Origin of the sequence: uncultured Chloroflexus sp., from assembly GCF_937951745.1 — a bacterium.
Taxonomy (GTDB): domain Bacteria; phylum Chloroflexota; class Chloroflexia; order Chloroflexales; family Chloroflexaceae; genus Chloroflexus.
Map to the genome: position 1 here is coordinate 39,671 of NZ_CALFBQ010000007.1, position 24,553 is coordinate 64,223.

Below are 24,553 nucleotides of genomic sequence, written 5' to 3' on the forward strand. Positions count from 1 at the left end.
CGTCTCCAAGACGGCGTAAAACCTAGTACCGTCCACCCGTCCGGATTCATCATTGTAAGGAAGGAGCACCCCGTATGCCAGCGCCGCGCCTGATTCTGCCCGGATTGTACGAGCTGTCGTTACCGATCCCGCTGGGATCGGTCAACGTCTTTTTCATACTGACGGCGAGCGGCGTGATCTTGATCGATACCGGCTACCCCGATCGCGGTGCCGGGGCGCTCGCCGGGTTGGCTGCGTTAGGCCGCAAGCCAGAAGATGTGCAGCACATTATTGTCACTCATCATCACATCGATCACGCGGGGAATGTTGCCACATTGCAATCACGTACCGGCGCAACCGTGTGGATGCATCCGCTCGATGCCGAGCTGGTTGCACAAGGGCAGGCACTGCGGTCAACCGCTCACAGCGCTGCCGGTTGGGTTAACCGGTTGGCGTTTGGGGTGGGCAAATGGCTGATGCCGGCGACGATCAATCCGGCTCGCGTTGACCGGCTGGTCACCGATGGCGCTGTTATTCCGGTCGCTGGTGGTCTCAATGTGATTCACATTCCCGGACATAGTGCCGGTCAGATCGGGTTGTATTGGCTGGCGCAGCAAGTACTCTTTGCCGCCGATGCGGTAATGTATCGCGGCAAGGGGTTACAGTCGCCGATCGTGCTTGAAGACGAAACGGCGGCGATCACCAGTCTTGCCCGCCTCGATCGCTACCAGTTTACGACTCTTTGCTTTGGTCACGGCCCGGTCCTGAGCGAGAATGCCGCCGCGGCTTTTCATCGCTATGTAGCAGTACAGGCGAGGTAGCTTTGTGTTGCTGCATTCGGCAAACGCTTGCCGCACGCCTCATTTTACGGTACCATAGCGCCATACCGGCAACGCATGCCATTCCCGTACAAGGAGGTACGTTATGCCCCGCACTATCCGCGCGCCTCGCGGTACGACCCTAACTTGCGCCAATTGGCTGATCGAAGCGGCGTACCGCATGATCCAAAATAACCTCGACCCTGATGTAGCGTTTGATCCTGACAACTTGATCGTCTATGGCGGGCGCGGGCGCGCGGCCCGCAATTGGGAATGCTTTGACGCTATCCTTGCTACGCTACGCCGGCTCAAACCCGACGAGACGCTGCTTGTGCAGTCGGGCAAGCCGGTCGCCGTCTTCCGTACCCACCCCGATGCGCCGCGAGTGTTGCTGGCCAATTCCAATTTAGTGCCGGCATGGGCAATACAGGCCAATTTTGATCGCTGGGAAGCGGCTGGGCTGACGATGTACGGCCAGATGACGGCGGGGAGTTGGATCTATATCGGTACGCAGGGCATTTTGCAAGGCACCTACGAGACCTTCGGCGCGCTGGCTCGCTCGGCTGGCTGGGGGACGCTGCGCGGCAAACTAGTGGTGACGGCTGGTTTGGGTGAGATGGGTGGCGCGCAGCCGTTGGCTGTGACGCTGAATGAAGGCGTGGTGATTGCCGTTGAGATCGATCGCTGGCGAGCCGAGCGCCGGCTACGTTTACGGCAGGTTGACCGGTTGAGCGATGATTTGGAAGAAGCGATGACATGGGCTGAAGAGGCTCGTGCTGCTGGTAGACCGCTTTCGATTGCGCTGATCGGCAATGCGAGCGAGTTGTTGCCCGACATGCTCCGCCGGGGTGTTACCCCCGATGTGGCGACCGACCAGACCAGCGCCCACGATGTGCGTTATGGCTATATTCCCGCCGGGTTGTCGCTGGCCGAAGCCGCCGCGTTGCGCGAACGCGAGCCTGCTGAGTACGACCGCCGCGCTATGGCCTCGATGGCCGAGCACGTGCGCGTGTTGCTCGAGTGGCAGCGACGCGGTTGCATTGTGTTCGATTACGGCAACAATCTGCGCCAGCGCGCCTTTGATGCTGGTGTCAGCGATGCTTTTAGCTACCCCGGTTTCGTGCCGGCCTATATTCGTCCGCTCTTCTGCGAAGGGAAGGGGCCGTTCCGCTGGGTGGCTCTCTCTGGCGACCCCGAAGATATTTACGTGACCGACCGCGCGATCAGCGCGCTGTTCCCCCACGACGAGCATCTTGGTCGTTGGCTGCGACTGGCCCGCGACTACGTTGCTTTTCAGGGGCTGCCTGCCCGGATCTGCTGGCTCGGCTATGGCGAGCGGGCTAAGGCCGGTTTGCTGCTCAACGATCTCGTCGCCAGCGGTGCGGTCAAAGCGCCAATTGTGATCGGGCGCGACCATCTCGATGCCGGCTCGGTGGCCAGCCCCAACCGCGAAACCGAAGGCATGCGCGACGGTTCCGATGCGATCGCCGATTGGCCGCTGCTCAACGCATTGATCAACGCGGTCGGCGGGGCGACGTGGGTCAGCATCCACCACGGTGGCGGGGTGGGGATTGGCTACAGCATCCACGCCGGGCAGGTAATTGTGGCCGATGGTACCCCCGAAGCAGCCCGCCGGATCGAGCGGGTGTTGACAACCGATCCCGGTATGGGGGTGGTGCGTCATGCCGACGCTGGCTACTCTGAAGCGATTGTATTCGCTCGTCGCTATGGAATTGATATGCCGATGATCGCGCCATAATCGTCGGGGCGACCCATACGTTGCTCGTGTTTCCGAGGAACCTTATGGAACCATGCGACCTGCTTATCCATTCCGCCGCGCAGGTTGTCACCTGCGCCGGCCCTCCCGGCCCCCGGCGGGGTGTGGCTATGCGCGAACTCGGCATCATCAGCGATGGCGCCGTAGCCATCCGCGGCGCGACGATTGTTGGTGTGGGGCCGAGCACCGAATTGCGCCGCCGGTTTCACCCGGCCCGTGAGATCAATGCCCGTGGCCGCGCCGTCTGCCCCGGTCTGGTCGATTGCCATACCCATATCGTCTATGCCGGCGATCGGGTGGCCGAGTTTGAACAACGCTGCGCCGGTGCGACCTACCAAGAGATTATGGCTGCCGGCGGCGGGATTCTGCGCACTATGCGCCTCACCCGCGCCGCTACTACCGCCGAGTTGGTCGAGGCGACGCTGCCTCGCCTGAAGCAGATGCTGCGCCTCGGTACCACGACCACCGAAGTCAAAACCGGCTATGGTCTCGCACGCGATCCCGAGCTGCGCCAATTGGCGGCAATTGTGTTGCTGGCCGCCGCCCAACCGGTCGAACTCGTGCCGACCTTCTTGCCGGCCCACGCAGTGCCGCCGGAGTTTACCGGACGAGCTGATGCCTATGTCGATCTTGTGATTGAAGAGATGTTGCCCCTCGCTCGCGACTGGTACCGCACCTCGTCATTTGCTGCTCGCGGCATCCCGCTTTTCGTCGATGTCTTCTGTGAACGCGGCGCGTTCGATGTCGTCCAAAGCCGGCGCGTGTTGGCAGCGGCGCAGGCGCTTGGTTTTCCGCTCAAGGCACACGTTGATGAGTTTGCCGAGTTGGGTGGGTTGGCAATGGCGCTCGAACTCGGCGCAACGTCGGTTGATCATCTTGACGTAACGAGTCCGGCGCTGTTCCCTGCGCTGGCTGCGAGCGCTACGGTCGCCGTCTTGCTGCCATTAGTCTCGCTCAACCTTGGCCTGAGCCACTTTGCCGCCGCTCGGCAGATGATCGACGCCGGCGTCGCTGTGGCACTCAGCACCGATGCCAACCCCGGTTCGGCTCCGTCGCTGTCGTTGCCGTTGACGATGGCGATTGCCTGCCGCTACATGCGTATGGTCCCTGCTGAGGCGCTGCTAGCGACAACGGTCAACGCCGCGCATGCGATCAGCTTGGGTGGGCAGGTTGGCGCTATCATGCCGGGGATGCAGGCCGATCTGCTGCTGCTGGCCGAGGCGGATTATCGTTGGTTGATGTACGAATTGGGCGGGACGCCGGTTGAGCTGGTGATTAAGCGCGGGCAGGTTGTGGTGGGGGATAATGAATGATGTTTTCTGCGAGATGATAGCGGAGGGGTGGGGCGTGCCCTGATGCCGTGCCCTGTTGTCATTGCGAGGGGGTGTAGCGGGTAGTGCGCCGCACTGCCTGCGCCCCCGCAGCAATCTCCCACTTCAGCGGGAAGGATGCCTGTACGGGCTCCAATAGCACTCCCATCCCTTAGCGGAGGTGGGACAACATCGTTGTTTACCGCCGAGGGCGCAGAGGACACGGAGGAGGGCGGGGCACAAGTGCGCTTGGTTGCGTTCTATCGAATCTTTTGCGTGTAGCTCCTCTGCGGTTGTCCTTACCCTCCCCATTTCCTCCCGCAGCGGGGAGGGGCTAGGGGTGGGGCAACCGAGGGGCTAGGGGGGCAATATGTTTCATGCGGGCCGGTGGCTCGCGTTCCTACGTGTTTTGCACAAACGGCTGAGGGGTTATGAACGACATTCTTCTCGACGGTGCCAGCCTGACCATCGAACAGAGCTTAGCAGTTGCCTATGGTCAACCCGGTGCTCCGGCGGTGCGCTTGGCGCCATCTGCCCGCGAGCGGGTGGTGCGGGCGGCGCAGGCGGTGCAAGATTTGTTGGCGCGTGGGGTGATGGCGTATGGTATTACCACTGGCTTCGGTGCGTTTAAGGATCGGGTGATTACGCTTGAGCAGGTTGAGCAGTTGCAATACAACATTCTGGTCAGCCATGCGGTGGGAGTAGGGCCGGTCTTCGATATTCCCACTACCCGCGCAATCATGCTCATCCGGGCTAATACCCTCGCCCGCGGCCATTCGGGTGTGCGCCTCGCGACGCTCGAACGGTTGATCGATCTACTTAACGCCGGGGTGCATCCCCGCATCCCCAGCAAGGGGTCGCTCGGCGCGAGCGGTGATTTAGCGCCGTTGGCCCACATGGCGCTGCCGCTGATCGGCTTGGGCGAGGTTGAATGGCGGGGCGAGGTGATGCCAGCCGCCGTTGCGTTCGAGCGGCTCGGTTGGCAGCCGCTGCAACTAGCCGCTAAAGAGGGGTTGGCCTTGACCAATGGCACCGCAGTGATGTGCGCGCTCGGCGTGCTCGCAACTGCGCGGGCCGAGTTGCTCAGCGCCACGGCTGATATTGCCGGCTGTCTCAGCCTCGAAGCGCTCTATGGCACGCCGGCAGCGTTTGATGAGCGTCTGCACGCCTTGCGTCCCTTCCCCCGCCAGATCGAGTGCGCGGCTCATCTGCGCCAGTTGCTGGCCGGCAGCGAATTTGTCCGCCACAACGATCCGCGCCACGTGCAAGATGCCTATACTTTGCGCTGCATTCCGCAGGTTCACGGTGCGGTGCGCGACGCAATCGCTTATGCCCGCTGGGTGTTTGAGATCGAATTGAATGCTGTCACCGATAACCCGCTGCTCTTTGTTGGCGATGATGGCGCGGTTGAGGTGATCTCCGGCGGCAATTTTCACGGTGAGCCGCTGGCGATTGCGCTCGATTATCTGGGGCTTGCGGTAGCCGAGTTGGGTAATATCGCCGAGCGGCGGCTGATGCGTCTGACCGACGAAGCCTCGAATACACATGTCTTGCCGGCCTTTCTCACTCGCGCTGGTGGTCTCAATTCGGGCTTTATGATTGTGCAGTATACGGCGGCGGCTCTCGCGACTGAGAACAAAGTGCTGGCCCATCCGGCCAGTGTTGATAGTATTCCCACCTCAGCCAACGTCGAAGATCACGTCAGTATGGGTCTGACTGCTGGCCTCAAATTGCGCACGATTCTCGATAATGTCAGCCAGATTTTGGCGCTTGAGCTGTTTGCCGCAGCGCAGGGGATTGATTTCCGCCGCCAAGAGCTAGGAGCGCAAGCCCGGCTGGGGCGCGGCACCGGCCCGGTCTACGAGCTGATCCGCCGCCACGTGCCGTTCGTGGCCGAGGATACGCTGCTGCATCCCTACATTACTGCCATCAGCGAACTGGTCGCGCAGGGCCGGATCGTGGCCGCTGCCCAGCAGGGAGGATGAGGGTTGGGGCTTGTATCGTGCGCTGGTGGTGAAGCACTGGTGGTTGTCGTAGTGAGACGGCTGCCTTTGCAAGAGAACGGCTAGCCAATCAAGCCGGTGACGAGCCTTCAATACATCGGCTTGCCCACTCAACCACACGCCGGGCACGCGCAACCGCAGCCGCATGCTCTTGCTCGGTCACCGGCTCTTCGAAGCCGGGGTGGCGAGCTTACTGCGCAAAATGGTCAGCGTCACCGCTTCATACACCTCTGGCGGTAGCGCAAGACCGTTGCGGTGTAAACCGGCTAATAACTCTTGATATCGTGAGTGTACTGAAAATGCCAGCGGTCAGGGTGGTAGATAGCTTTAATGGCGTTCTCCGCTGTTTGCTGAGCATGAAAACATTAATTTCGTAAACGCTATCAGGTGGCAGCGTGATGCTCGCAATTGCGAGATCAGAGCGAGCGCGGCGCAGCCATTCTGCCGGATCGTCGGGCATAGGGCTATCCCTTGGCGGCATAGAGTTCTTTCCCTTCACGCAGCGCCGGATATAACCCCAGCGATAGGTAGTCGCTGTAACGTTGGACATCGCTCTTGGTGACAACAATCAGATCTTTCGCTACGCCAAGAGCCATCAAATCGTGGTACAGATGTTGCGCTGTCTGTCGGCGATGGACGCCATCAGGCATCGCGATGGGGATGTCAATATCGCTGTCAGCATGCATTTGACCGCGCTATCGATCCAAAGAGGATGCTGCGGCGCAGGTGGGCGATGGCGACCATCTGCTGCCTAGGATCATGCAGCAGGCGATTACGATCAACCGGCGTATTGCTCATAGCATTCGGGTTGAAACGTAGCCTTGCCTACCTCGATCATACCACCAACCTGCCCCCGTCCACGATCACCCGATCATCGGCGCGCAAGCTGGCGGCAGTGGTGGCGAAGTCGATCGCGAGTGACGAGACATTGACCCCGCCGAGATACTGGTTCTCGCCAAACGCGATGCTGATCGCCCCCTGAATGTGCCGGTCAACCAGCGGCCAGCCAATCGGCTGGCGCAGGTGTGGGTTAAGGCCAATCCCGATCGTGCTGATCCGGCCCAGTTCACCACTGCGTTGGGCCAAGAGCGCCGTGAGCTGATCACCGCCGCTGGCAGCTTCAATGCGGGTGATACGACCGTAGTTGAATTGGAGATGGGCGGCGCGCGCTGGGCCAGCCACCGGCAGGAAGAGTTCACCCTCGGCGCTCTCCTCAACGATCGTGGTGTAGAGCAAGCCTGCCGGCACGTTGCTCACAATCGTGTCTGCGGTTCCGCTGGTCGTTTCCAACCGGCCCGTATCGCGCAGCCATGACCGCTCGCCGCGCTGCACGCGCAGTTTGTAACCCGGCCCGCTGGTGATGGTGATAGTCTGCACCTGTGCCAACGTGCTTAGCACCCGCTCGCTGGCTGCGACCAATGCTGCCGGATCAAGCAGTAGCGCCGGCATTATGCGCAATTCCAAGTCTTCATGGCTGAGACCGAGCTGGGCCGCTTTGCCGATGGAGGGAATGGCGGCGATCACTTGCGGGATGCGGCGTTCGCACCGGATCGTTTCAAGCTGGTTGTACGTGGTTGTAAACGCGCGCAACGCTGCGTCCGGCGCGCGGCGCAGATCGGGTTGCGCGCCGATCAATGCCAACGAGCGATCTACGTGCTGTAGCCACTCCATCCGCCGCCGGTCACGGGAGGCGAGGATGTCTGGCGAGGTTGTGACCAACAATCGTTCGACGTGCTGCGCCGGCAGAATAGCGACCAGCGGCTCAGCACCAATGCTTTCCAGCGCCAGTAACACCGCATGCAACAGGCGCTGATTACCCGCCTCATCGCGCACCTCGACCAATTCGCCGCGCTGCGCGCCGAGCGCATCAACTAGCCGCGCTGCTAGTTGATTCCACAAACTCTCGGCCATGGCTGATCTCCTTACATCAACGGAATGTACTGGTAATTCGCCGGCACAAAGAAGCTACCTTCGGTGACGCCTTGCGGCGCGCTGTGCCGCCAGCGCCGGCCTAATTCGGCGGCGTCGATCTGCTGGTTGAGATAGGCACGGAACGCTTCGGTGACAGCAGTGATCTGCGCTGCCGATTCATGCACGAATTCGAGTCGGTAGTGGGCGATGCCGGCGGCTCGCCAGCGGTCGAGGTATTTGCTCGCCTCTTGCGCTTCAGCGCCAAACACGGTGTTGCGGCAGCCGACGTCGGCGATCACCGGATGCGCGCGGCCCTGCGCGTCGCGCAACGCTACTCGGTGCCGTTCGCACGGGCGGCCACAATCTTTGTAGCTGGTACCGTTCGACAAGAAGCGGCAGAAGACGCAGTGTTCGGTATGGAACACGGGCAGATGGTGATAGGCGATCGCTTCCAACCGGCTACCACCGATCTGCTCGGCCAGATGGGCGATCTGGTCGGCGTTGAGGTCGTGCGTCAGGGTGAGCCGTCGCAAGCCTAGACCAAGCAGCAGATCGGCGGTAAGAATGTTGGCAGCGTTGAGGCTGAAGTCGCCGGTCAACTCTACTGCCGGATCGTCGCGCAGCATGTTGAGCAAACCGGTCGAGCGCACCAAGAGCGGCGCGTCGAGTTTGCGCAAGAAGCGCACGACCCGATCGTCTTCCGGCTTGAGCACGCGCGGTGCAGCGATGCGAACGGCGATGCCGGCGGCGCGCACTTGCGCTAACGCCGGCTTTAGCCCTTCCAGATCGAGATAGTCGAGCGTAATGCTGTCCGGACGCAGCGCAATCGCTGCTGCAAGCTGGTCAGGTGAGCGGATGAGCAGATGGAGATGGGTGGTGTCCGGCGGCGCTGCCGGCGCCACAGTGGCCAGCATCTCATCGAGCACGCGCGTCGGGTCGTGGATGGTGATAGCCGGCGGTTGGCCTTGCAATTCGGCGAGGGCGGCGGTAGCTTGCCGGCGCAACTGGTTGAGCAGCGAAACCGGCACGAACGGCTTGCCCTCGATCACGGCAGTGAGTTCGGTTAACTGATACGCTGTGTCACCCAACCGGCCCAACTGGTCGCGCAGCGTTGCTTCATCAAGCGGGCGGTTTTGCGCTGTCGTCAGCGGTTCCGCACTCTGCACCACAACGGTGAGGTCTGGCTGATCAATCAGCGTCCAGCGCAGTATGAGCGGCGCGCCGGCGCAGGCGCTAGCGTCCACCCGCACCGGTTGGCGGCGCACCGGCGCGGCGGGCTGCACGAACGGACGGGCCACCCGTTCGGTCTGCGGGTCGCTGGTGCGCCAGAGCAGATCGCCAGCGCGGATGCGGCGCCGGTTGATCGCGCCTTTGGCAAAGGTCAGCGCCAGCAGGCCATTGCCGGCTGGGGTGACGGTAAAAATGCGCCCGCCCTCTTCCGGCTCTTCCGGGCTGCGCCAATCGGCGGCATCAAACACCACCCCATCGCCGGGTTTGAGTGGAGCCGCATCGCGGCCCGGCTCCGGTGCGATAAGAATGGCGTCGGGCCGCACCTTCACCACCCGGCCCATCAACAAGCCGCGATGGCGCGGCGCGCGGCCCTCCACGACCGCCTGATGGTTGGTGCCGCGCAGGAAGTGCGGCCCTAACCCGCGTGAATAGACCTGCTCGAGGTGTAAGCGGTCGGCACTAGTTAGATCGGGCGGCAGACCGGCCCACGCCGCATCAAGCGCGCGGCGGTAGGCGTTGGTGGTAATCGCCACATACTCGGCATCTTTGTAGCGGCCCTCGATCTTGAGCGCGCTCACACCGAGGCGGGCAATCGTCGCCATCTCGTCAATCGCCGCCAAATCGCCGGGTGAGAGCAGGTAACGGGCTGCGCCGAGCGGCTGATGTTGGCCGTCAACGATCAGATCGTAAGGCAACCGGCAGGCTTGGGCGCACTGGCCGCGATTGGCGCTGCGCCCGCCCCATGCTTCGGATGAAAAGCACTGGCCGGAGTACGAGACACAGAGCGCACCATGGACGAAGATTTCCAGTTCGATCGGGCTGCGGGCACGGATCGCCGCGACTTCTGCCAGCGATAACTCGCGAGCCAACACCACCCGCGACACACCGTAACGAGCGGCTAGTGCGACTCCCTCGGCGCTGGTAATGCTCATCTGGGTACTGCCGTGGATCGGCAGATCGGGCGCGATCCGGCGGGCCAGCACCGCGATGCCTACATCTTGCACGATAATCGCATCGGCCCCGGCAGCGGCAATCGCGGCTAGCGCCGTCGCCGCTGCACGCAACTCGTGGTCAAACACGAGCGTGTTAAAGGTCACATACCCTTTCACCCCCCGCCGGTGCAGCGTCTTCATCACCTCTGGCAGCTCATCAAGCGTAAAGCCTACTTTGGCGCGGGCGGTGAAATGGGTCAAACCAAAGTAGACCGCGTCGGCGCCGGCTTCAATCGCGGCGTGCAATTGCGGCCAATAGCCGGCGGGACTCATAATCTCAGGCTTGCGCATGGTTGATTGTTCCATAGGATGATCGCGTCGCCGTCATCCACGATGTACCTTAAAAATCGACAGATACACATTCGCTGCATAACCGCAACTCGTGCAGCGGTTGCCTTCTAGCCCGACCTTCCGGCTTACCCCGTTCTGCCGGCTAATCAAGGTTGCTTGGCATACTGGGCAGCGCGTTGGCTGGTTAGGTTCCGGCCCATAGATAAACTGCAAACCGCTTTCGTGCCCGATGCGGCGCGCGCGCATGGTTGCGGCGGCAGTTTCACTGCCGGCATCACCCGGCAAAACGTGCCACGGCGTGTCCTCGCCGAGCGTGGTCTTGATCCAATTGACCATCTCACGTAGCTCATCGGGATGATCGTTAACGCCGTGGTGGATGCGGGTCGTTACTTCGATATGGCACTGCCAGCGTTGTTGCGCCTCTTCGGCGAAACGCAAAATCTGCCGCCAGTCGCTGATCCCGCCTAGCCGGTGGTAGGCATTATCGGAAAAGCCGCGCAGATCGAGGCTGATGCCGTGCAGGTACGGCCCTAACTCGCTCAGCGCCTCGCTACTCAGCATGCCGCTGGTGACAATAGCGGTATAGCGGCTGACAGCGCGGCTCAGTTGCAGCAACGCGAGCAGGTATTCAAAGTTCACCGCTGGCTCGCCAAACGCCCACACCACGCCGCGACAGAGCCGTTCGAGGGCGAAGTCGGCTGCGCGTTGCGGATCAAGCCGTCGTTGTTTGGCCGGATCAGTGGGCAACGCGCCGTATGAGCCGCGCTGTTGATCAACCGGCAATGCATAGCCCCAGCCGCCGATAGCTAGCGCCGTGGTGTCAGGGAAGAAGTGCCAAAGGCGATGATCTTCGATTGGGCCAATGGCGGCGCCGCTAATCAAGCCATGATTGAGCAGCTTGATGCCATCTGTACTCCCGACCCGCATCTGGCAGCGTCCTACCTCTCCCGGCGCCAGTGTGCATCTCCAATGGCAGGCCAGACACTGAAAGCTTCCCTCGCCAAGCGGCTGTGCTAAGGTGGCCAGCGATGACATAATCTCAGCTTTCTTCTATCTTCAATCAAGATGTGCGAGTGCCAAACGAATGCCTATGCTTGCTCTTCCCCCTCGCGGAGAGGGGCGTAGTCAGAACATTTGATAAAGTATAACCGTTGATTGCTGGGCGATGCCTCGACGCTCGCCTCCGCGCTCCCCTCTCCCGCGTTGGTAGGAGAAGGGCTGGGGGTGAGGGTGAACCGGCTCATCCTACAGCAGGGATGCTTGTACCAACGCGATCTGTCGGCTGGCAGAGCAGCAAGCCCGCCGCCTGTCACCCAGCGCGTCATAATCGCTCCTCAAGACCTTCCCGGTTTTGCGTTGTTTGCGGCTTGTCACGCCTTTATCTACACTTTATCTATAGGTATGGGTTGGCAATTTGCCCCGTGTTCGAGTATAATGCCAACGATTGCGGAGGGAAACCTTCCCTCCGCACGCCATTCTCATGTTGCGCTCTATCCTGTAGTGTAGCATAGAGCACGCAAAACGGTGCTATGAGCGACAGTCATTCGTCACCAGATCCATTGGCTACTTCCCTTGAGGTTGAGCCGGTGCGCCATCCGCGTGCGCCGTTACGCTATGTGGTGCGCGAATTGCTTGAGACAGCGATCTTTATTCTGCTCATCTTTCTGATCGTGCGCGGCGTAGTGCAGAATTTTAAGATCGAAGGCTCAAGTATGGAGCCAACGCTTCATACAGGCCAGTATATTCTGGTCAATAAGCTGATCTATTTTCACTTTGACCTGAATGCGCCGCTGCGCCTGCTTCCCGGTCAGGCCGATTTGCCGCCACGCGTGGTCTACCCCTTCCGACCGCCGCAACGTGGTGATATTGTCGTCTTTGAGTATCCGCGTGATGTACGGAAAGATTATATCAAGCGCGTAATCGGTTTGCCCGGCGATGTGCTCGAATTCCGCGAGGGTCGGGTCTATGTCAATGGCGAGCTGCTCGACGAGCCGTACCTGCGCGGCGCGTTTACCTACTGTCTCGGCGGCTATCCCTGCGCGCGGGGGCCGATCACTGTGCCGTCCGGTTCGATCTTTGTGATGGGAGACAATCGCGGCAATAGCTCCGATTCGCGGGAATGGGATGCGCTGCCGCTCGATCGGGTGGTCGGGCAGGCGTGGCTGATCTATTTTCCTTTCAGCGATTGGGGGTTGGTACCCCACCATCGCTACGATACCGTGACCGCCGCGACGCCGTAAGATGTGTTGCTATGCGCATTGCTGTTAATGCCCATCTCCTTGCTCATACCCGTTCGTTTCGCCGGGCCGGTGTTTCGCACTATATCGAGCAGGTATTGCTCCATTTGGCGCAGATCGATCCCACCAATCACTATACCGTGTATACCACTCGCGGCCTTGATCAGGCGGCGTTGGGTCTGCCGGCCAATTTTGTAGTGAAGCCGTCCCGTTTGCCGACGATCAATCCGCGGGTGCGGATTCCTTGGGAACAGGGGATTGCGCCGCTGATGTTGCGCGGGACGGCTGATCTCTACCATGGCTGTCTCAACGTGGCCCCGCTGCTCAGCCCGGTGCCAACGGTAATTACGATCCACGATCTGGCCTTTATCCGCTTCCCGCAGACCTTTCGCGCCTACAATCGCATCTATCTCGATCTGGCGACCCGGCTGAGCGCCCGCCGCGCGAGCCGGATTTTGGCGGTTTCCGAACACACCAAGCGCGAGGTGGTTGGTCTGCTCGGCATTCCGCCAGAGCGGGTGATTGTGACGCCGAACGCTGCCCGCAGCCATTTTCGCCCACCGGCGCCGGCGGCCATCGAGCAGTTGCGCGCACGGTATGGCTTGCCTGAGCGGTTTGTGCTTTATGTCGGTACGCTGGAGCCGCGCAAGAATCTGACCACACTGCTGGAGGCGTTCGCATTGGTGAGCCGGAGCGTGCCTGATGTGCCGTTGTTGATCGGTGGCGGCAAGGGCTGGATGTATGAGCCGATCTTCGTCCGGCTGGAACAGTTGAATCTGCGCGATCGGGTGAAGTTTGCCGGCTATATTCCTGAAGAGGAGTTGCCGCTCTGGTACGCGGCGGCGACCGTCTTCGTCTTTCCTTCGATCTATGAGGGGTTTGGGATGCCGCCGCTTGAGGCGATGGCCTGCGGCACGCCGGTGATTACTTCCAATACCTCGAGCCTACCTGAAGTGGTCGGTGAGGCGGGGTTGATGGTCGCGCCTACCGATCCGATCGCGCTGGCCGAGGCGATCCGGCGCGTGTTGGTTGACGCCGATCTCCGTGCCGAGTTGCGCCAACGCGGTTTGGTCCATGCTCGCCGCTTTTCGTGGGCGGATACCGCTGCCAAGACACTGGCGGCCTATCGGGAAGCGGTGGCGAGGTAGGGGTGTTGCCGCCGCAACGTTACCCTTTGCGTTGACACACCTTTACACTAGGGTATAATGATGAGGGACGCGCATCGCTGGTGCGCGCCGGTTGCACGAGGAAGGAGTGCGAGTATGATTGGCGGTCTTGGTTGGGGTGAATTGTTAATTATCCTCGTGATCGTGATTGCGATCTTTGGCGCTGGCAAGCTGGCTGGCCTCGGCGGCGCGCTCGGCAGCAGCATCCGCGAGTTTCGCAAGGCGGTAAAGGGTGACGAAGAGCCGCGCAATGACGCCAAAACCGAGGGCGAAACCAAAGCGTAGCGGTGGGTTTGGCGAAAATTGAGTACATTCACGTGTTCACTGGTTGCGGTGAACTCTCAACGTAGATGCTGCTCTATGAAGTGTGGCAGTTTAGCTGCTGCCCTGTTGTGATAGGGTCGCAAACGTTTTCTGATAGCGGCAATCCACTGCTTATGTCGCGCAGCTTCCGGTAAGGCAAGCCCGAGCATAGCTTTGTTGTCCAATTTCTTGGGTTGTACCGGTAACGGTGCGCTCACTCCCTTGTGATTGCGTGCAGCGCAGAGGGAAATGCGGCGCATGATCCCTCCATGCGTCAACGCAGCCCCCTTCGCTAGCGCGATTACTGCCTGAAGAGGGAGCATCACGAAAATAACCGTATCCGTGACATTGTTGCTAAAAAGAAACGGGGCGCGTTGATCCGCGCCCTCGTGCTGTTTGCGTATGACCACCGATTTTTTTGATCAGGCAACCATCGTGGTGCGAGCCGGCAATGGCGGCAACGGGGCGGCGACCTTCCGCCGCGAGAAGTATGTGCCACGTGGCGGCCCCAATGGCGGCGATGGCGGGCGCGGCGGCCATGTTTACCTCGTCGCCGACCCTGAATACAATACTCTGCTGCATTTTCGCTATCAGCGCAAGTTTATCGCCGAGAATGGCGGCCATGGCGGCAAAAATGCGATGCATGGCCGCAATGGCGCCGATGTCTATGTACCGGTGCCTCCCGGTACGGTGGTGCGGGCCACGATCAATGGCGTACCTTACACCGTTGATCTTGCCCGGCCCGGCCAGCGGCTGCTTGCTGCGCGCGGTGGGCGCGGCGGCTTGGGGAATATCCATTTTGCTACGCCTACCCGCCAAGCGCCGCGGCTGGCTGAGTTGGGCGAACCCGGCCAAGAACTGACGCTGGAGCTCGAGCTGAAGATGCTGGCTGATGTGGGGTTGGTTGGCTTTCCAAACGCCGGCAAATCAACCCTGCTTTCAGTCATCAGCGCCGCTCGACCCAAGATTGCCGCCTACCCGTTTACCACTCTTACCCCCAATCTCGGTATTGTCGAGGTTGGGTTGCAGCGGTTTGTAGTGGCCGATATTCCCGGTTTGATCGAAGGGGCGCATGCTGGCGTCGGTCTTGGTCACGATTTTCTCCGCCATGTCGAGCGTACACGCTTGCTCATTCATATCATCGATGCCGCTGGTGTCGATGGCCGTGCGCCGTGGGATGACTACGAGCAGATCAATACCGAACTGCGCCTGTACCAGCCTGAATTGGCCCAGCGCAAGCAGGTGGTGGCGCTCAATAAGGCCGATCTGCCTGCGGCGCAGGAAAACGTGCCTATCTTGCGTGCCCGCCTGCCAGTGGCGCCAGAGGATCTGTTTGTGATTTCGGCAGCAACCGGCGCCGGTATCGAACCGCTCTTGCAGCGGGTGGCCGAGCTGTTGCGCGCCGATCCGCCGCCCCAGCGCGATCCGGTTGATCCCGATGAGCCGCCGCTCGAGTGGCCGTTGCCGCCGGTTGATGAAAATGCCTTTACCATCGAGCGCGAAGGCGATGCATTCCGGGTGCGCGGGGTCAAGATTGAGCGCCTGATCGCGATGAGTAATCTCGACCAAGATGAGGCGCTCGACCGGATTCAGCGCGTGCTGGAAGCGAGCGGCATTAACGAGGCCCTGATCGCGGCTGGCGTCCAAGATGGTGATCTGGTGCGCATTGGGCGCGCCGAATTGGTGTGGGATGATAGCGGACGGCATATCGCATGACAACAACGCAACCTACTGCCCCGGCGTCGCCACCCGCCGATCAGCTTGTGCAGACCCAGCATACGGTGGTAATCAATGGCGTTGAGATCGCGTATACGGCCACCGCCGGCGTGATCATTATGAAGGAGGAGGCGGAGAAGGATGGCGTCAGCGCCGGTGAGCAGGCGCGAGCCGGTATCTTCTTCGTCGCTTATACCCGCGATGATGTGAGCGATTATAGCCGGCGCCCGATTACCTTTGCCTTCAACGGCGGTCCCGGCTCGTCGTCGGTGTGGCTGCACCTCGGCTTACTTGGCCCGCAGCGGGTGCTGATGAACGAAGAGGGGAGGCCGTTGCCACCTCCCGGACGTCTCGCGCCTAACCCGTACTCGTTGCTCGATGTCAGCGATCTGGTCTTTATCGATCCGGTCAGCACCGGCTATAGCCGTCCCGTTGCTGGCGAGTCTGCCAAGCAGTTTCACGATTTCCGCAAAGATATCGAGTCGGTGGGCGATTTTATCCGGCTGTACACCAGCCGTTACGGGCGCTGGCTATCACCCAAGTATCTGGCCGGCGAGAGTTATGGCACCACCCGGGCCGCCGGCTTGGCCGGCTATCTGCAAGAACGGCACGGCCTCTACCTCAATGGCCTGATGCTGATCTCAGCAGTGTTGCACTTTCAGACCCTCTCGTTCGATCACGGCAACGATTTGCCGTACATGCTCTTTTTGCCGGCCTACACCGCCACTGCCTTCTACCACTACCGGCTCGAACCAGCATTGCAGCGCGATTTGGTCGCGACTCTGCGCGCTGCTGAAGCGTTTGCGCTCGGCGACTATGCGCTGGCCTTGTTGCAAGGCGATCAGCTCGATCCGGACACCTTTGATCGCATCGCCATTCAATTAGCCCGCTACACCGGCCTCAACTACGACTATATTACCCGCTCGCGCTTGCGGATTCGCGACGACCGGTTTGTGAAGGAATTGCTACGCGATCAGCACCGCACGGTGGGCCGGCTCGACAGCCGGTTTATCGGCCGCGACCGCGACGCGGCAGGCGAGACGGTCGAGTTCGACCCGAGCCTTGCGGCGATTACCGGCCCTTATACTGCCGCACTCAATCATTACGTGCGCGAGCAGTTGGGTTTTAGCAGCGATCTGCCCTACGAAATCCTCACCGAGCGAGTGTGGCCGTGGAGTTTCAACGATCACCAAAATCGCTACGTTGATGTCGCCGAGACGTTGCGGCGGGCCATGCACCGTAACCCGGCGCTGCGGGTGCATGTCGCCAGCGGCTATTACGATCTGGCAACGCCCTACTTCGCTACTCGCTATACGCTCAACCATCTCGCCCTCGATCCGGCGTTGCGCAGCCAGATCAGCGAGAGCTTCTACCCTGCTGGCCACATGATGTACATTCAGGAATCGTCATTAGCGGCACTCAAGGCGGTGCTGGCCGATTTCGTCGCTGTTGCGCCAGAGGGAGCAAGCCAATGACCGAACCATGCCATATCAACGCCCTACGCCATGTTGCCCAACTCGGCCATGGCCGGGTCAGTTTTCTCGAATGGCCCAACGCCGGCCCTACGGCCCTGCTTTGCCACGGTATCACCAGCAGCGCTGTTACGATGTGGCGGTTGGGGGAGGATCTGGCTGCCGAGGGCTGGCGGGTGATCGCGATTGATATGCCCGGCCACGGCCAGAGTGATCTCAGCCCGGCCTACGATATTGATACGGTGGCCGGCATTGTGGGTGATCTGATCGTGACGTTGGGGTTAAGCGACGTAGTGATGGTTGGTCATTCGTGGGGTGGGGCAACAACGCTTGCCTTGTTAAGCCGTGACCATCCGGCGCGGGCAGCCGTGCAGCGGGCTGTGCTGATCGACCCGCTGATCCGGCAAGAAGCGGCGGTGGCGCCGTCGTGGCTGCCCCAGTTTAGCCGAGGAGTGGGTGAGCCACCGGAAGCGACCTTGCCGATGCTACGTGAGACAAACCCTGATTGGCATCCGTGTGACTATCATTGGAAGGCGCAGGCGTTAGCCGAGTGCCGCTATGAGCAAGTGGCCGGCTTGTTCCTCATCCCGGATGACTGGACGCTGGCGCCGCGGATTGGGCAGGTGCAGGTGCCGTTGCTGATCTTGCTGGCCGAACCGGCGTACACGATAGTACCGCCGGCGGTGCAAGCCGAATTACGGGCTGCGGCGCCGCCGGGTCTCGTTTGGATGCAGCTTATTCCCGGCACGAATCATAATATGCTGCGCGGGCCGGGGTATGGCCCAACATACGCGGCAATCCGCGCCTTCCTTATCGCACCGTTGTCATAACCTCACATCGCCTCGCGCCGGGGAGACGGGTGCAGATGGGCCGTCCGTTCGGCGGTTCGGGGCTGGTTGCGCACCAGCTCGGTGTAGCGGCGGGTTGAGCGCGGATCGCGATGGCCCAGAATCCGGCGTACTACCTGCTCTGGGTAGAAGGTAATCAGTTCGGCAGCGGCGGTGTGGCGCAGGTGGTGTAGCGTGTAACGCGGCTGCTCGCGCCCATCAACGATATCCATCAGCCGGGCTGCCTTGCACACCGCCACCCAGCGTCGGTGCAGCGTATCGTACGATGCGCGTGTGCCGCGCGACGACCGGAAGAGCGGTGTATCAGGCGGTAAATGCTCCATCTCGCGCACCCAACTGCGCAACCCGCGCAACGAACGCGGCATCGCGTCAGGGGTTAGCGCAATCATCCGCTTATTCCCGCTCTTGCTATCGCGCACCAGCAGCATCTCGCGCCCCGGCTCAAGAATGACATCACCGAGGTTGAGATTGAGCACCTCGTCGGTGCGAATGCCGATCTCGCGCAGCAGCGTGAAGATCAGCCGGTAAGGTTGCGGCGCTGCGGCGATGGCCTGATCAAGTGCGCGCAGTTCGGTCTCGTTGGCAATCGGTTGCGGATGGTGTTCAGTCGGAATCCGGCTGTTGATCTGCTCGACCGGATTGTGAGTCACATACCCACGCGCGAATGCCCAGCGGAAAAACCGGCCCAGACTCGCAATCCGCCGGTTGGTGGTGCCCGGCTGCTCTTTCCGGCTAGCCAGAAAGTGTTGGATGTCGCTCGCGGTAATGGCCGTAAGATCTTTGCTCAAGACGGTTCCCGCTGTGCGCAAATCGCAACGGTACGAGGTGATGGTGTTTTCGCTCAATCCATCTTCCTGTTTCAAATCGGCCAAAAACTGTTCTAGCTCACTGATGATGGTGCGCGTCTGCTGCAGGCCGAATCCACTTGAATGGGACATAGGACTCTCCTCTTTCCTGCCGCGATGACAGCGCTCGGCAAAGGTCATCGGCAGCAAGCTGCTCGCAGCGCCGGGCGCTGCAACCGCCAGCGAGCGGTAGGGTTATGCGGCTGTCGCTTCCGCTGAAAAATGGAAGTACGCATCATCGCATTGTGAGGACAGGCAAGGGTACAGCGCATGCTAGATGCTTACCACCTACCGCTGTCTCACACTGTAGCACGGCATCGTTGCTTGCTCTGGCGATCTGCTGCGTCGTCGTTGACACAGCCTGATCTTGGGGCAGCACAGCTCTACTGCCCACCATTTCAACCTCACTTGGCCGGTGCGACATGGGGCGAGCACTATCGCAACGCTGATCGGCTCGCCGGCCATTGACTGCTCGCTCCTCTGAAGGAGCTAGTGAGATGATGGCTCACTAGTCGAGTTTGGATCGTGCGCTGTGACTGCCCTTTGCTGGCCGGGCCACGTTACAACCACGATCTCGGCTCGGCGTGCAAATGCTTTACCTCAATGTCGTATCCGACGTTGATTGCATTATAGCAAATACTTTGACATCATGCTAGTTCTAACCATGAATATTTTTGATATTGATTAAACGTTGACAATGGCTTTGAATCAAGTTTGCAGCCAGACAGATGACAGCAACAGATTGTTGGGCAAGCTCGGCGGTCACGGGCTGGCTGTGCTGGTTTCAAGCAACGGGTGCGTCATCGCACTGGTGAGCGTGATCGGCCTTTGCCGCTCTTGGGCAAGCTGGTGCATTGCCGGGCTTGGTTGTGCGAGCAGCGGTTTGTGCAATCAACTCCGTGTTGATCTGGTATACTATCAGTACATGGTGAAAAGTGTGTCTATGAGCCGGCATAGTCGGCTCACTCTGTCGTTAGGAAGGAGGAGCTTCCTATCGTTTGATGACAAGAAACGACAAGATAAAAACAAAAAAGACAGAAAAACATGGCTAAAAAAGATCTGAATATCTAAGGCTTTCATGATATGAATACAATGGGAGAAGCGCGCAACGGGATGCGCTGGATCCGGGTTGATTTGCATCTACACACGCCTGCGTCTGAGGATTACGCCGAACCAAACGTTTCTTACCTTGATATACTACAGGAAGCTGAGCGGCGCGGTCTTGAAATCATTGCCTTTACCGATCACAATACCGTCGCCGGCTACGAGCAGTTCCAACGCGAAATTGAGTTTCTAACCACGCTCGAAAAGGCAGGGCGGCTCACTAGTGAGGAAGAGGCGCGGTTGGCCGAGTACCGCCGGTTGCTCGACAAGATTATGGTATTGCCCGGCTTTGAATTTACGTCCCATTTTGGCGCTCACATTATCGGCATTTTTCCGCCCAACCGTCCGCTGAGTCTGATTGAGGCTACCCTGCTCCAACTCGGCATTCCCGCCGAGTTGCTGAAGGGTGGGGTGTGTAGTGTGGCCAATACCCGCCATGTCACCGAAGCCTACGAGATTATTCATCGCGCCGGCGGTATTGTGATCGCTGCCCATGCCAATGGCCCTAATGGCGTGATTACCGAGACCTTGCGCATGGGTACAAGCGGTCAAGCGCGGGTGGCGGTGACGCAAAGCCCCTACCTCCACGCGCTAGAATTTATCAATTTCTACACCGATCACGAGAAGTTCACTTCGCCCGGCTTCTACAACGGCAAGACCGAGCACTATGAGCGCCGCATGTTCTGCATCCAAGGCAGTGATGCCCATCGTCTGCGCCGCTTGGCCGAGGCTGACGCACAAGCGACTCATCGCCACGGCATCGGCGATCGCTATTTCGAGGCGCTCTTGCCTGATCGTAGTTTCGAGGCGCTCAAGGCGCTCTTTTCTAGCCAAGACTTTGACCGGGTGCGCGTGCCCAAGCGCGATCAGAAGCAGTGGTCGCTCGATGTTGCCCGTTTCAGCGGTAGCACTGATCGCCAATTGCTGCGCGCGGTGGCCGATCCATCCGCAGCGGCGGCGCTCTGGCCCGATGTGGCGGCGTTGGCGAATATCGGCGGCGGGGTGCTGATCGTGGGCTGCGATCCCGGCGGCAAGGTGATCGGGGTGGAACGGCCTGACCAGATTACCGAGGCACTGCGCCAGAGTGTGGTGGATAATCTAATCCCTGCCCCCTATTTGTCATTCGAGCTGATGCACTATGAAGGCCGTGATGTGATCCGGGTCGAGGTGAAGGCGCATGAGCCGCCGCCGTATGTTGGCAGCAACGGCACGGTGTATGTCCGCCGCGATAGCGAGACGGTGGCCGCTAACCGCAGCGAGATTATCCAGCTTTGCCGGCAGGCGATTGCCGCTGGTGAGCCGTCGCCACTCGAGAATGGCGAGACGCTCGAATTGCCCCGCTCTGGCGTCGAAATTGTCGGCAGTCAGCGCCGCGGTGGGACGTGGGTTTACGAGGTGCGCGATCTGCGCACGACTGCCGGCGTGACTCGCGACCGCGCGCAGGGGTTGTGGGCTTATGCGATTGGCCGTCACGAAGATTTGCGCGATGGCCGGATCGATTTGCACAGCCAAGTGCGCTGGCGTGGCCGGCTTGGCCTCTGGCGCGCCTACCGGCAGGGTTCGCGCGTGAAGTACGATCTGGTGCATCGCGACCAGAATGGTGTGATCGACCATATCTTCTACGGCGTGAGCGATTGGGGGCTGGGTGAAGCGTGGATGAGCCTGCTCACCGAGGCCGGTACTCGCGTCGAGACCGATACCGCCGATTTCGATCAGGAAGAGACGGTGGAAGCGCCGCCGCCGCCGTCTGAAATCGAGACGTGGGGTGAACGCCGCATCCGCTGGCGCGGCAGAGGTGGTTTGGTGCGAATTTCGCTCGATAACGATGGCCAGCCCCGCTTCGATCTGGTGATGAAGGATAAAGAGAGTGGCGCGGTGCAAGAGTATAACAATGTGCCCCGCGAGAAGCTCTCTGACGCATGGCTGGCGCTAATCCGGGTCGCTCGCCCTCGCACCGGCATCGAGGTCGTGAGCGCCACGCGCAATGAAGAGGGTGAGTGGCTGTACGTCTTCCGTAATTTGCGCACTGGTGATGTCAGCAGCGCACCATGGCGCTTGCAAGACATCGAACCCGGCACGGTGCGCGAGTATGCGGCTCGCATGTACCACCAAGATATGCCGCTCGACCAAGAAAAGGTGCGCTGGTGGGGCAATATTGGGTATCTGCGCCCGATGCGCTCGCAGGTCGATTTGGTCTATGTTGACGAGCAGGGAGTGACTCACGTCTACTACGCTGCTCGCCGCGATGAGTTGACCGGTGAGTGGCGTGAGTTGCTGCAATTGTACGATGAGTGATCAGGGACGACCGATTGGTTGCTCCTTCCTACGACTCAGTAGATGGCGTTTCACCCTTCCGTTTCATGATCAGGGGCGACAAGTCTGTCGCCCCTTCCTACACTTCACCAGATGTCGTGCCACTCTTCCGTTTGCGGCAAATTTCAAGCCCCAGTACCCCAAGCGCTGCCTCTATCCCTTCCCGAAGGTTGTTCTTGGTGGTGACGTCGGCGAGATCAATGCCAAGATTGACCATCGTCTGCGCCACTGATGCATGAATGCCGGTAAGGATGATCTGTGCTCCAAGCAGGCGGGCAGCACGGATCGCTTGCAGTAGGTAATTTGTGACTGCTGTGTCAACAATTGGCACGCCGGTAATGTCGATAATCGCAACATCAGCCGCTTGCTCGGCAATGCCGGTCAGGAGCTGTTCCATTATTCGTTGAGCACGTTGTGAGTCAATACTGCCAATGAGGGGTAAGAGAAGAACGCCTTTAAGCAGTGGTATTACTGGCACTCCTAGTTGCGCGATGGTTTCTTCTAATGTGCGTTGCCGTTCGTTGAGCTGCTGTAGCTCAATCAGTAGTTGACGCTGCTGATTGTAGCGCCGTTGCATGTGTTCCATTAGCGCACCTACAATTTGGGTGAGGTAGGGGCCTTGCGGCGAGCGAGGTGGAAAGTTCTGCCGTGCTTGGCGGAGTTCGGCTGCTCGATCAGGTCGATAACGTTCAACGGTCGTCATCAGTATATCGATAACTTTCTCAACAACTTCCGGCTGGAACGTAAGAATGGTTTCAAATGTGCGATCACCTTCGTTATCCACCGCTAGTTGATTGTCAAGCCCACAAAGAACTGCACAAAAATATTCAGTTAACACGAGAACAAACCATTCTTGTCTGAGCGGATCACTTGGTTCGAGGGTGACGGCGATATGTTTTTCTTCGGGTATGGGTGGAGTGCCACCGGCAAAAATGCAGATTGAACTGGCAATGTGGGCTAATTCAAGGTAGCGTTGTGTTTCTTTCCGCCAGTGGCTGCTCTCTTGAAATCCGGTGAAGATGACGCTTGGTAATTTGTTGCGTAGCACACAGTCTTCTAAGGTGTGACTAAGATCAACTAACGTCGTTTTCGTTGCTGTGAACGGTGGGACATCTGGCGCTATCGCTTCTTGAATAATACGGTAGAGAGAGGGTAGTCTAGTTGATGCATTGCTCATTCTACTGCTCCTACGTAGTCTTTTTTATTTTTGTGTGGGTTAAACAGTACCATGTTCTCTCTCAGTCTGCTAACAAGTATGATTGTGTTTCGTTAGAGCAATGACCTTTATTCGTCCGATAAGTAGTTGTTGGTAACCCTAACGCATGGGTAAAGGGATAACCGTTTGGATCACGGCTACTATCACAAAGTGCGAGCCGATACTTGTCCGATCATCCGAGCGCAGATGCTCTATGCTTGCTTGTTCAGGTTTTGGTGTGGCGAGTCAGGGGTGTTCTGATCTTACTCAGCATACTTCTCGCTGATATACACCACCCGCGGCGCATCATCTGTTGCCGGCGTCCATTGCGGGGTGAGGCGCATAACCAAACGTAATCCACCGGCAGCGAGTGCTGCGGCGATCTGAGCGTCACTCCATGGCCGTTCGCAGTGGGTCTCTTCCCCGCGCCACCACCGCTCCCCGCGCCGCTGAAACCAGACGAACCGGCCATACGCACGTTGCTGGTGCTCATCGAAGTGCAGTCGGTTGACAACGAGCAGATCGCGCCCGTCGAAGAGCACCTGATCGTATTCATGCCACGTGCGAAAACCGGCGAGGGTGTTGAGGTCGAAGATGAATTGCCCACCGGGACGCAGCAATCGGCCTACTGCCCGGCAGACCTTGGCTAGATCATCATCATCGGTGAGATGGTTAAGGCTGTCAAAGAGGCTGGTGCAGAGGTCGAAACTGCCCGGCGGCAACCGCGGGTCGTCCGGCAATGCGCGGATGTCAGCCTCGATCCATTCGATCGCCAACCTGCGCTGGTGTGCCTGCTCGCGGGCGATGGCCAGCATAGCCGGTGAACTGTCAACTCCCACGACTGTTGCGCCGGCAGCCGCCAGCACTAACGCCGCTGCGCCGGTGCCACAGGCGAGATCAAGCGTGCGCTGCGGCAGCACCGGCAGGTGGGCAAGGATGATCTGCGCCAGCGCCGTGCCAAAAGCGGCTTGCCCGGCGGCATGGTAGATCGGGGCGTAATCGTGGTAGATCATAGACCTCTCTGAGCGGTTCACCCTTCCTGC

General features: G+C 60.0%; 19 protein-coding genes and 1 pseudogene. 12 read left to right on the forward strand and 8 right to left on the reverse strand.

Annotated elements, in window-relative coordinates:
- Positions 1 to 74 precede the first annotated feature (74 nt).
- The 4 genes from Q1A59_RS02400 (at position 75) to hutH (ending at position 5,869) form a co-directional block, all read left to right on the forward strand.
- Complete coding sequence (locus Q1A59_RS02400) at positions 75 to 800, forward strand: MBL fold metallo-hydrolase (protein WP_298404588.1); 726 nt, start codon at positions 75 to 77, stop codon at positions 798 to 800.
- Between the two features lie 103 nt (positions 801 to 903).
- On the forward strand, positions 904 to 2,556 hold the full coding sequence (gene hutU / locus Q1A59_RS02405; protein ID WP_366144838.1) for a urocanate hydratase: 1,653 nt from the start codon (positions 904 to 906) through the stop codon (positions 2,554 to 2,556).
- A 44-nt stretch (positions 2,557 to 2,600) separates the two neighbouring features.
- Positions 2,601 to 3,887 carry an imidazolonepropionase gene (gene hutI / locus Q1A59_RS02410; protein WP_298404586.1) on the forward strand — a complete coding sequence of 429 codons (1,287 nt, stop codon included), beginning with the start codon at positions 2,601 to 2,603 and terminating at the stop codon, positions 3,885 to 3,887.
- A 428-nt stretch (positions 3,888 to 4,315) separates the two neighbouring features.
- Positions 4,316 to 5,869, forward strand: a complete 1,554-nt coding sequence (gene hutH / locus Q1A59_RS02415; protein WP_298404584.1) for a histidine ammonia-lyase — start codon at positions 4,316 to 4,318, stop codon at positions 5,867 to 5,869.
- A gap of 284 nt (positions 5,870 to 6,153) precedes the next feature.
- Here the strand turns inward: hutH and Q1A59_RS18120 are convergent.
- The 5 genes and pseudogenes from Q1A59_RS18120 to Q1A59_RS02435 form a co-directional block, all read right to left on the reverse strand.
- Positions 6,154 to 6,240: pseudogene (locus tag Q1A59_RS18120) on the reverse strand (hypothetical protein); the annotation flags it as partial.
- Between the two features lie 111 nt (positions 6,241 to 6,351).
- Positions 6,352 to 6,573, reverse strand: coding sequence for a hypothetical protein (locus Q1A59_RS02420; RefSeq protein WP_298404582.1), 222 nt, complete (start codon positions 6,571 to 6,573; stop codon positions 6,352 to 6,354).
- A gap of 148 nt (positions 6,574 to 6,721) precedes the next feature.
- Positions 6,722 to 7,798, reverse strand: a complete 1,077-nt coding sequence (locus Q1A59_RS02425) for an aminopeptidase (RefSeq protein WP_298404580.1) — start codon at positions 7,796 to 7,798, stop codon at positions 6,722 to 6,724.
- A gap of 11 nt (positions 7,799 to 7,809) precedes the next feature.
- Positions 7,810 to 10,311 (reverse strand): DUF3656 domain-containing protein, encoded by a 2,502-nt coding sequence (locus Q1A59_RS02430; RefSeq protein ID WP_367280889.1) that lies wholly within the window; start codon positions 10,309 to 10,311, stop codon positions 7,810 to 7,812.
- Between the two features lie 33 nt (positions 10,312 to 10,344).
- Positions 10,345 to 11,346 carry a radical SAM protein gene (locus tag Q1A59_RS02435; protein WP_298404576.1) on the reverse strand — a complete coding sequence of 334 codons (1,002 nt, stop codon included), beginning with the start codon at positions 11,344 to 11,346 and terminating at the stop codon, positions 10,345 to 10,347.
- Positions 11,347 to 11,840: 494 nt separating this feature from the next.
- Between Q1A59_RS02435 and lepB the strand changes: the two genes are divergently transcribed.
- From lepB to Q1A59_RS02465, 6 genes are all read left to right on the forward strand, one after another.
- Positions 11,841 to 12,551, forward strand: a complete 711-nt coding sequence (gene lepB, locus Q1A59_RS02440; RefSeq protein ID WP_298404574.1) for a signal peptidase I — start codon at positions 11,841 to 11,843, stop codon at positions 12,549 to 12,551.
- Between the two features lie 11 nt (positions 12,552 to 12,562).
- The gene (locus Q1A59_RS02445; RefSeq protein WP_298404572.1) at positions 12,563 to 13,696 is read left to right on the forward strand and encodes a glycosyltransferase family 1 protein; all 1,134 of its coding nucleotides are present in this window, start codon (positions 12,563 to 12,565) and stop codon (positions 13,694 to 13,696) included.
- 114 nt (positions 13,697 to 13,810) lie between these two features.
- A complete protein-coding gene (gene tatA, locus Q1A59_RS02450; RefSeq protein ID WP_066791399.1) occupies positions 13,811 to 13,999 on the forward strand; it encodes a twin-arginine translocase TatA/TatE family subunit in 189 nt (62 codons plus the stop codon).
- Positions 14,000 to 14,413: 414 nt separating this feature from the next.
- Complete coding sequence (gene obgE, locus Q1A59_RS02455; RefSeq protein ID WP_298404571.1) at positions 14,414 to 15,733, forward strand: GTPase ObgE; 1,320 nt, start codon at positions 14,414 to 14,416, stop codon at positions 15,731 to 15,733.
- Positions 15,730 to 17,208 carry a S10 family peptidase gene (locus tag Q1A59_RS02460; protein WP_299643701.1) on the forward strand — a complete coding sequence of 493 codons (1,479 nt, stop codon included), beginning with the start codon at positions 15,730 to 15,732 and terminating at the stop codon, positions 17,206 to 17,208. Before obgE ends, Q1A59_RS02460 begins: the two co-directional genes overlap by 4 nt.
- Positions 17,205 to 18,035 carry an alpha/beta fold hydrolase gene (locus Q1A59_RS02465; protein ID WP_299643704.1) on the forward strand — a complete coding sequence of 277 codons (831 nt, stop codon included), beginning with the start codon at positions 17,205 to 17,207 and terminating at the stop codon, positions 18,033 to 18,035. The genes Q1A59_RS02460 and Q1A59_RS02465 overlap by 4 nt, the downstream gene beginning before the upstream one ends.
- Before the next feature lie 2 nt (positions 18,036 to 18,037).
- Here Q1A59_RS02465 and Q1A59_RS02470 read toward each other — a convergent pair whose 3' ends face one another.
- Positions 18,038 to 18,991 carry a tyrosine-type recombinase/integrase gene (locus Q1A59_RS02470; RefSeq protein WP_298404564.1) on the reverse strand — a complete coding sequence of 318 codons (954 nt, stop codon included), beginning with the start codon at positions 18,989 to 18,991 and terminating at the stop codon, positions 18,038 to 18,040.
- Between the two features lie 604 nt (positions 18,992 to 19,595).
- On the opposite strand from Q1A59_RS02470, the gene Q1A59_RS02475 reads away from it, so the two are divergent.
- Entirely contained in the window at positions 19,596 to 19,961 is a 366-nt protein-coding gene (locus Q1A59_RS02475; RefSeq protein ID WP_299643708.1) for a hypothetical protein, read from the forward strand.
- A 20-nt stretch (positions 19,962 to 19,981) separates the two neighbouring features.
- A complete protein-coding gene (locus tag Q1A59_RS02480; RefSeq protein WP_298404561.1) occupies positions 19,982 to 22,297 on the forward strand; it encodes an RNA-binding domain-containing protein in 2,316 nt (771 codons plus the stop codon).
- Between the two features lie 97 nt (positions 22,298 to 22,394).
- Here the strand turns inward: Q1A59_RS02480 and Q1A59_RS02485 are convergent, their stop codons facing one another.
- Both Q1A59_RS02485 and Q1A59_RS02490 read right to left on the reverse strand, forming a co-directional pair.
- Positions 22,395 to 23,492 (reverse strand): DICT sensory domain-containing protein, encoded by a 1,098-nt coding sequence (locus Q1A59_RS02485; protein ID WP_299643711.1) that lies wholly within the window; start codon positions 23,490 to 23,492, stop codon positions 22,395 to 22,397.
- Between the two features lie 281 nt (positions 23,493 to 23,773).
- A complete protein-coding gene (locus Q1A59_RS02490) occupies positions 23,774 to 24,523 on the reverse strand; it encodes a class I SAM-dependent methyltransferase (RefSeq protein ID WP_298482276.1) in 750 nt (249 codons plus the stop codon).
- Between the last annotated feature and the right edge of the window lie 30 nt (positions 24,524 to 24,553).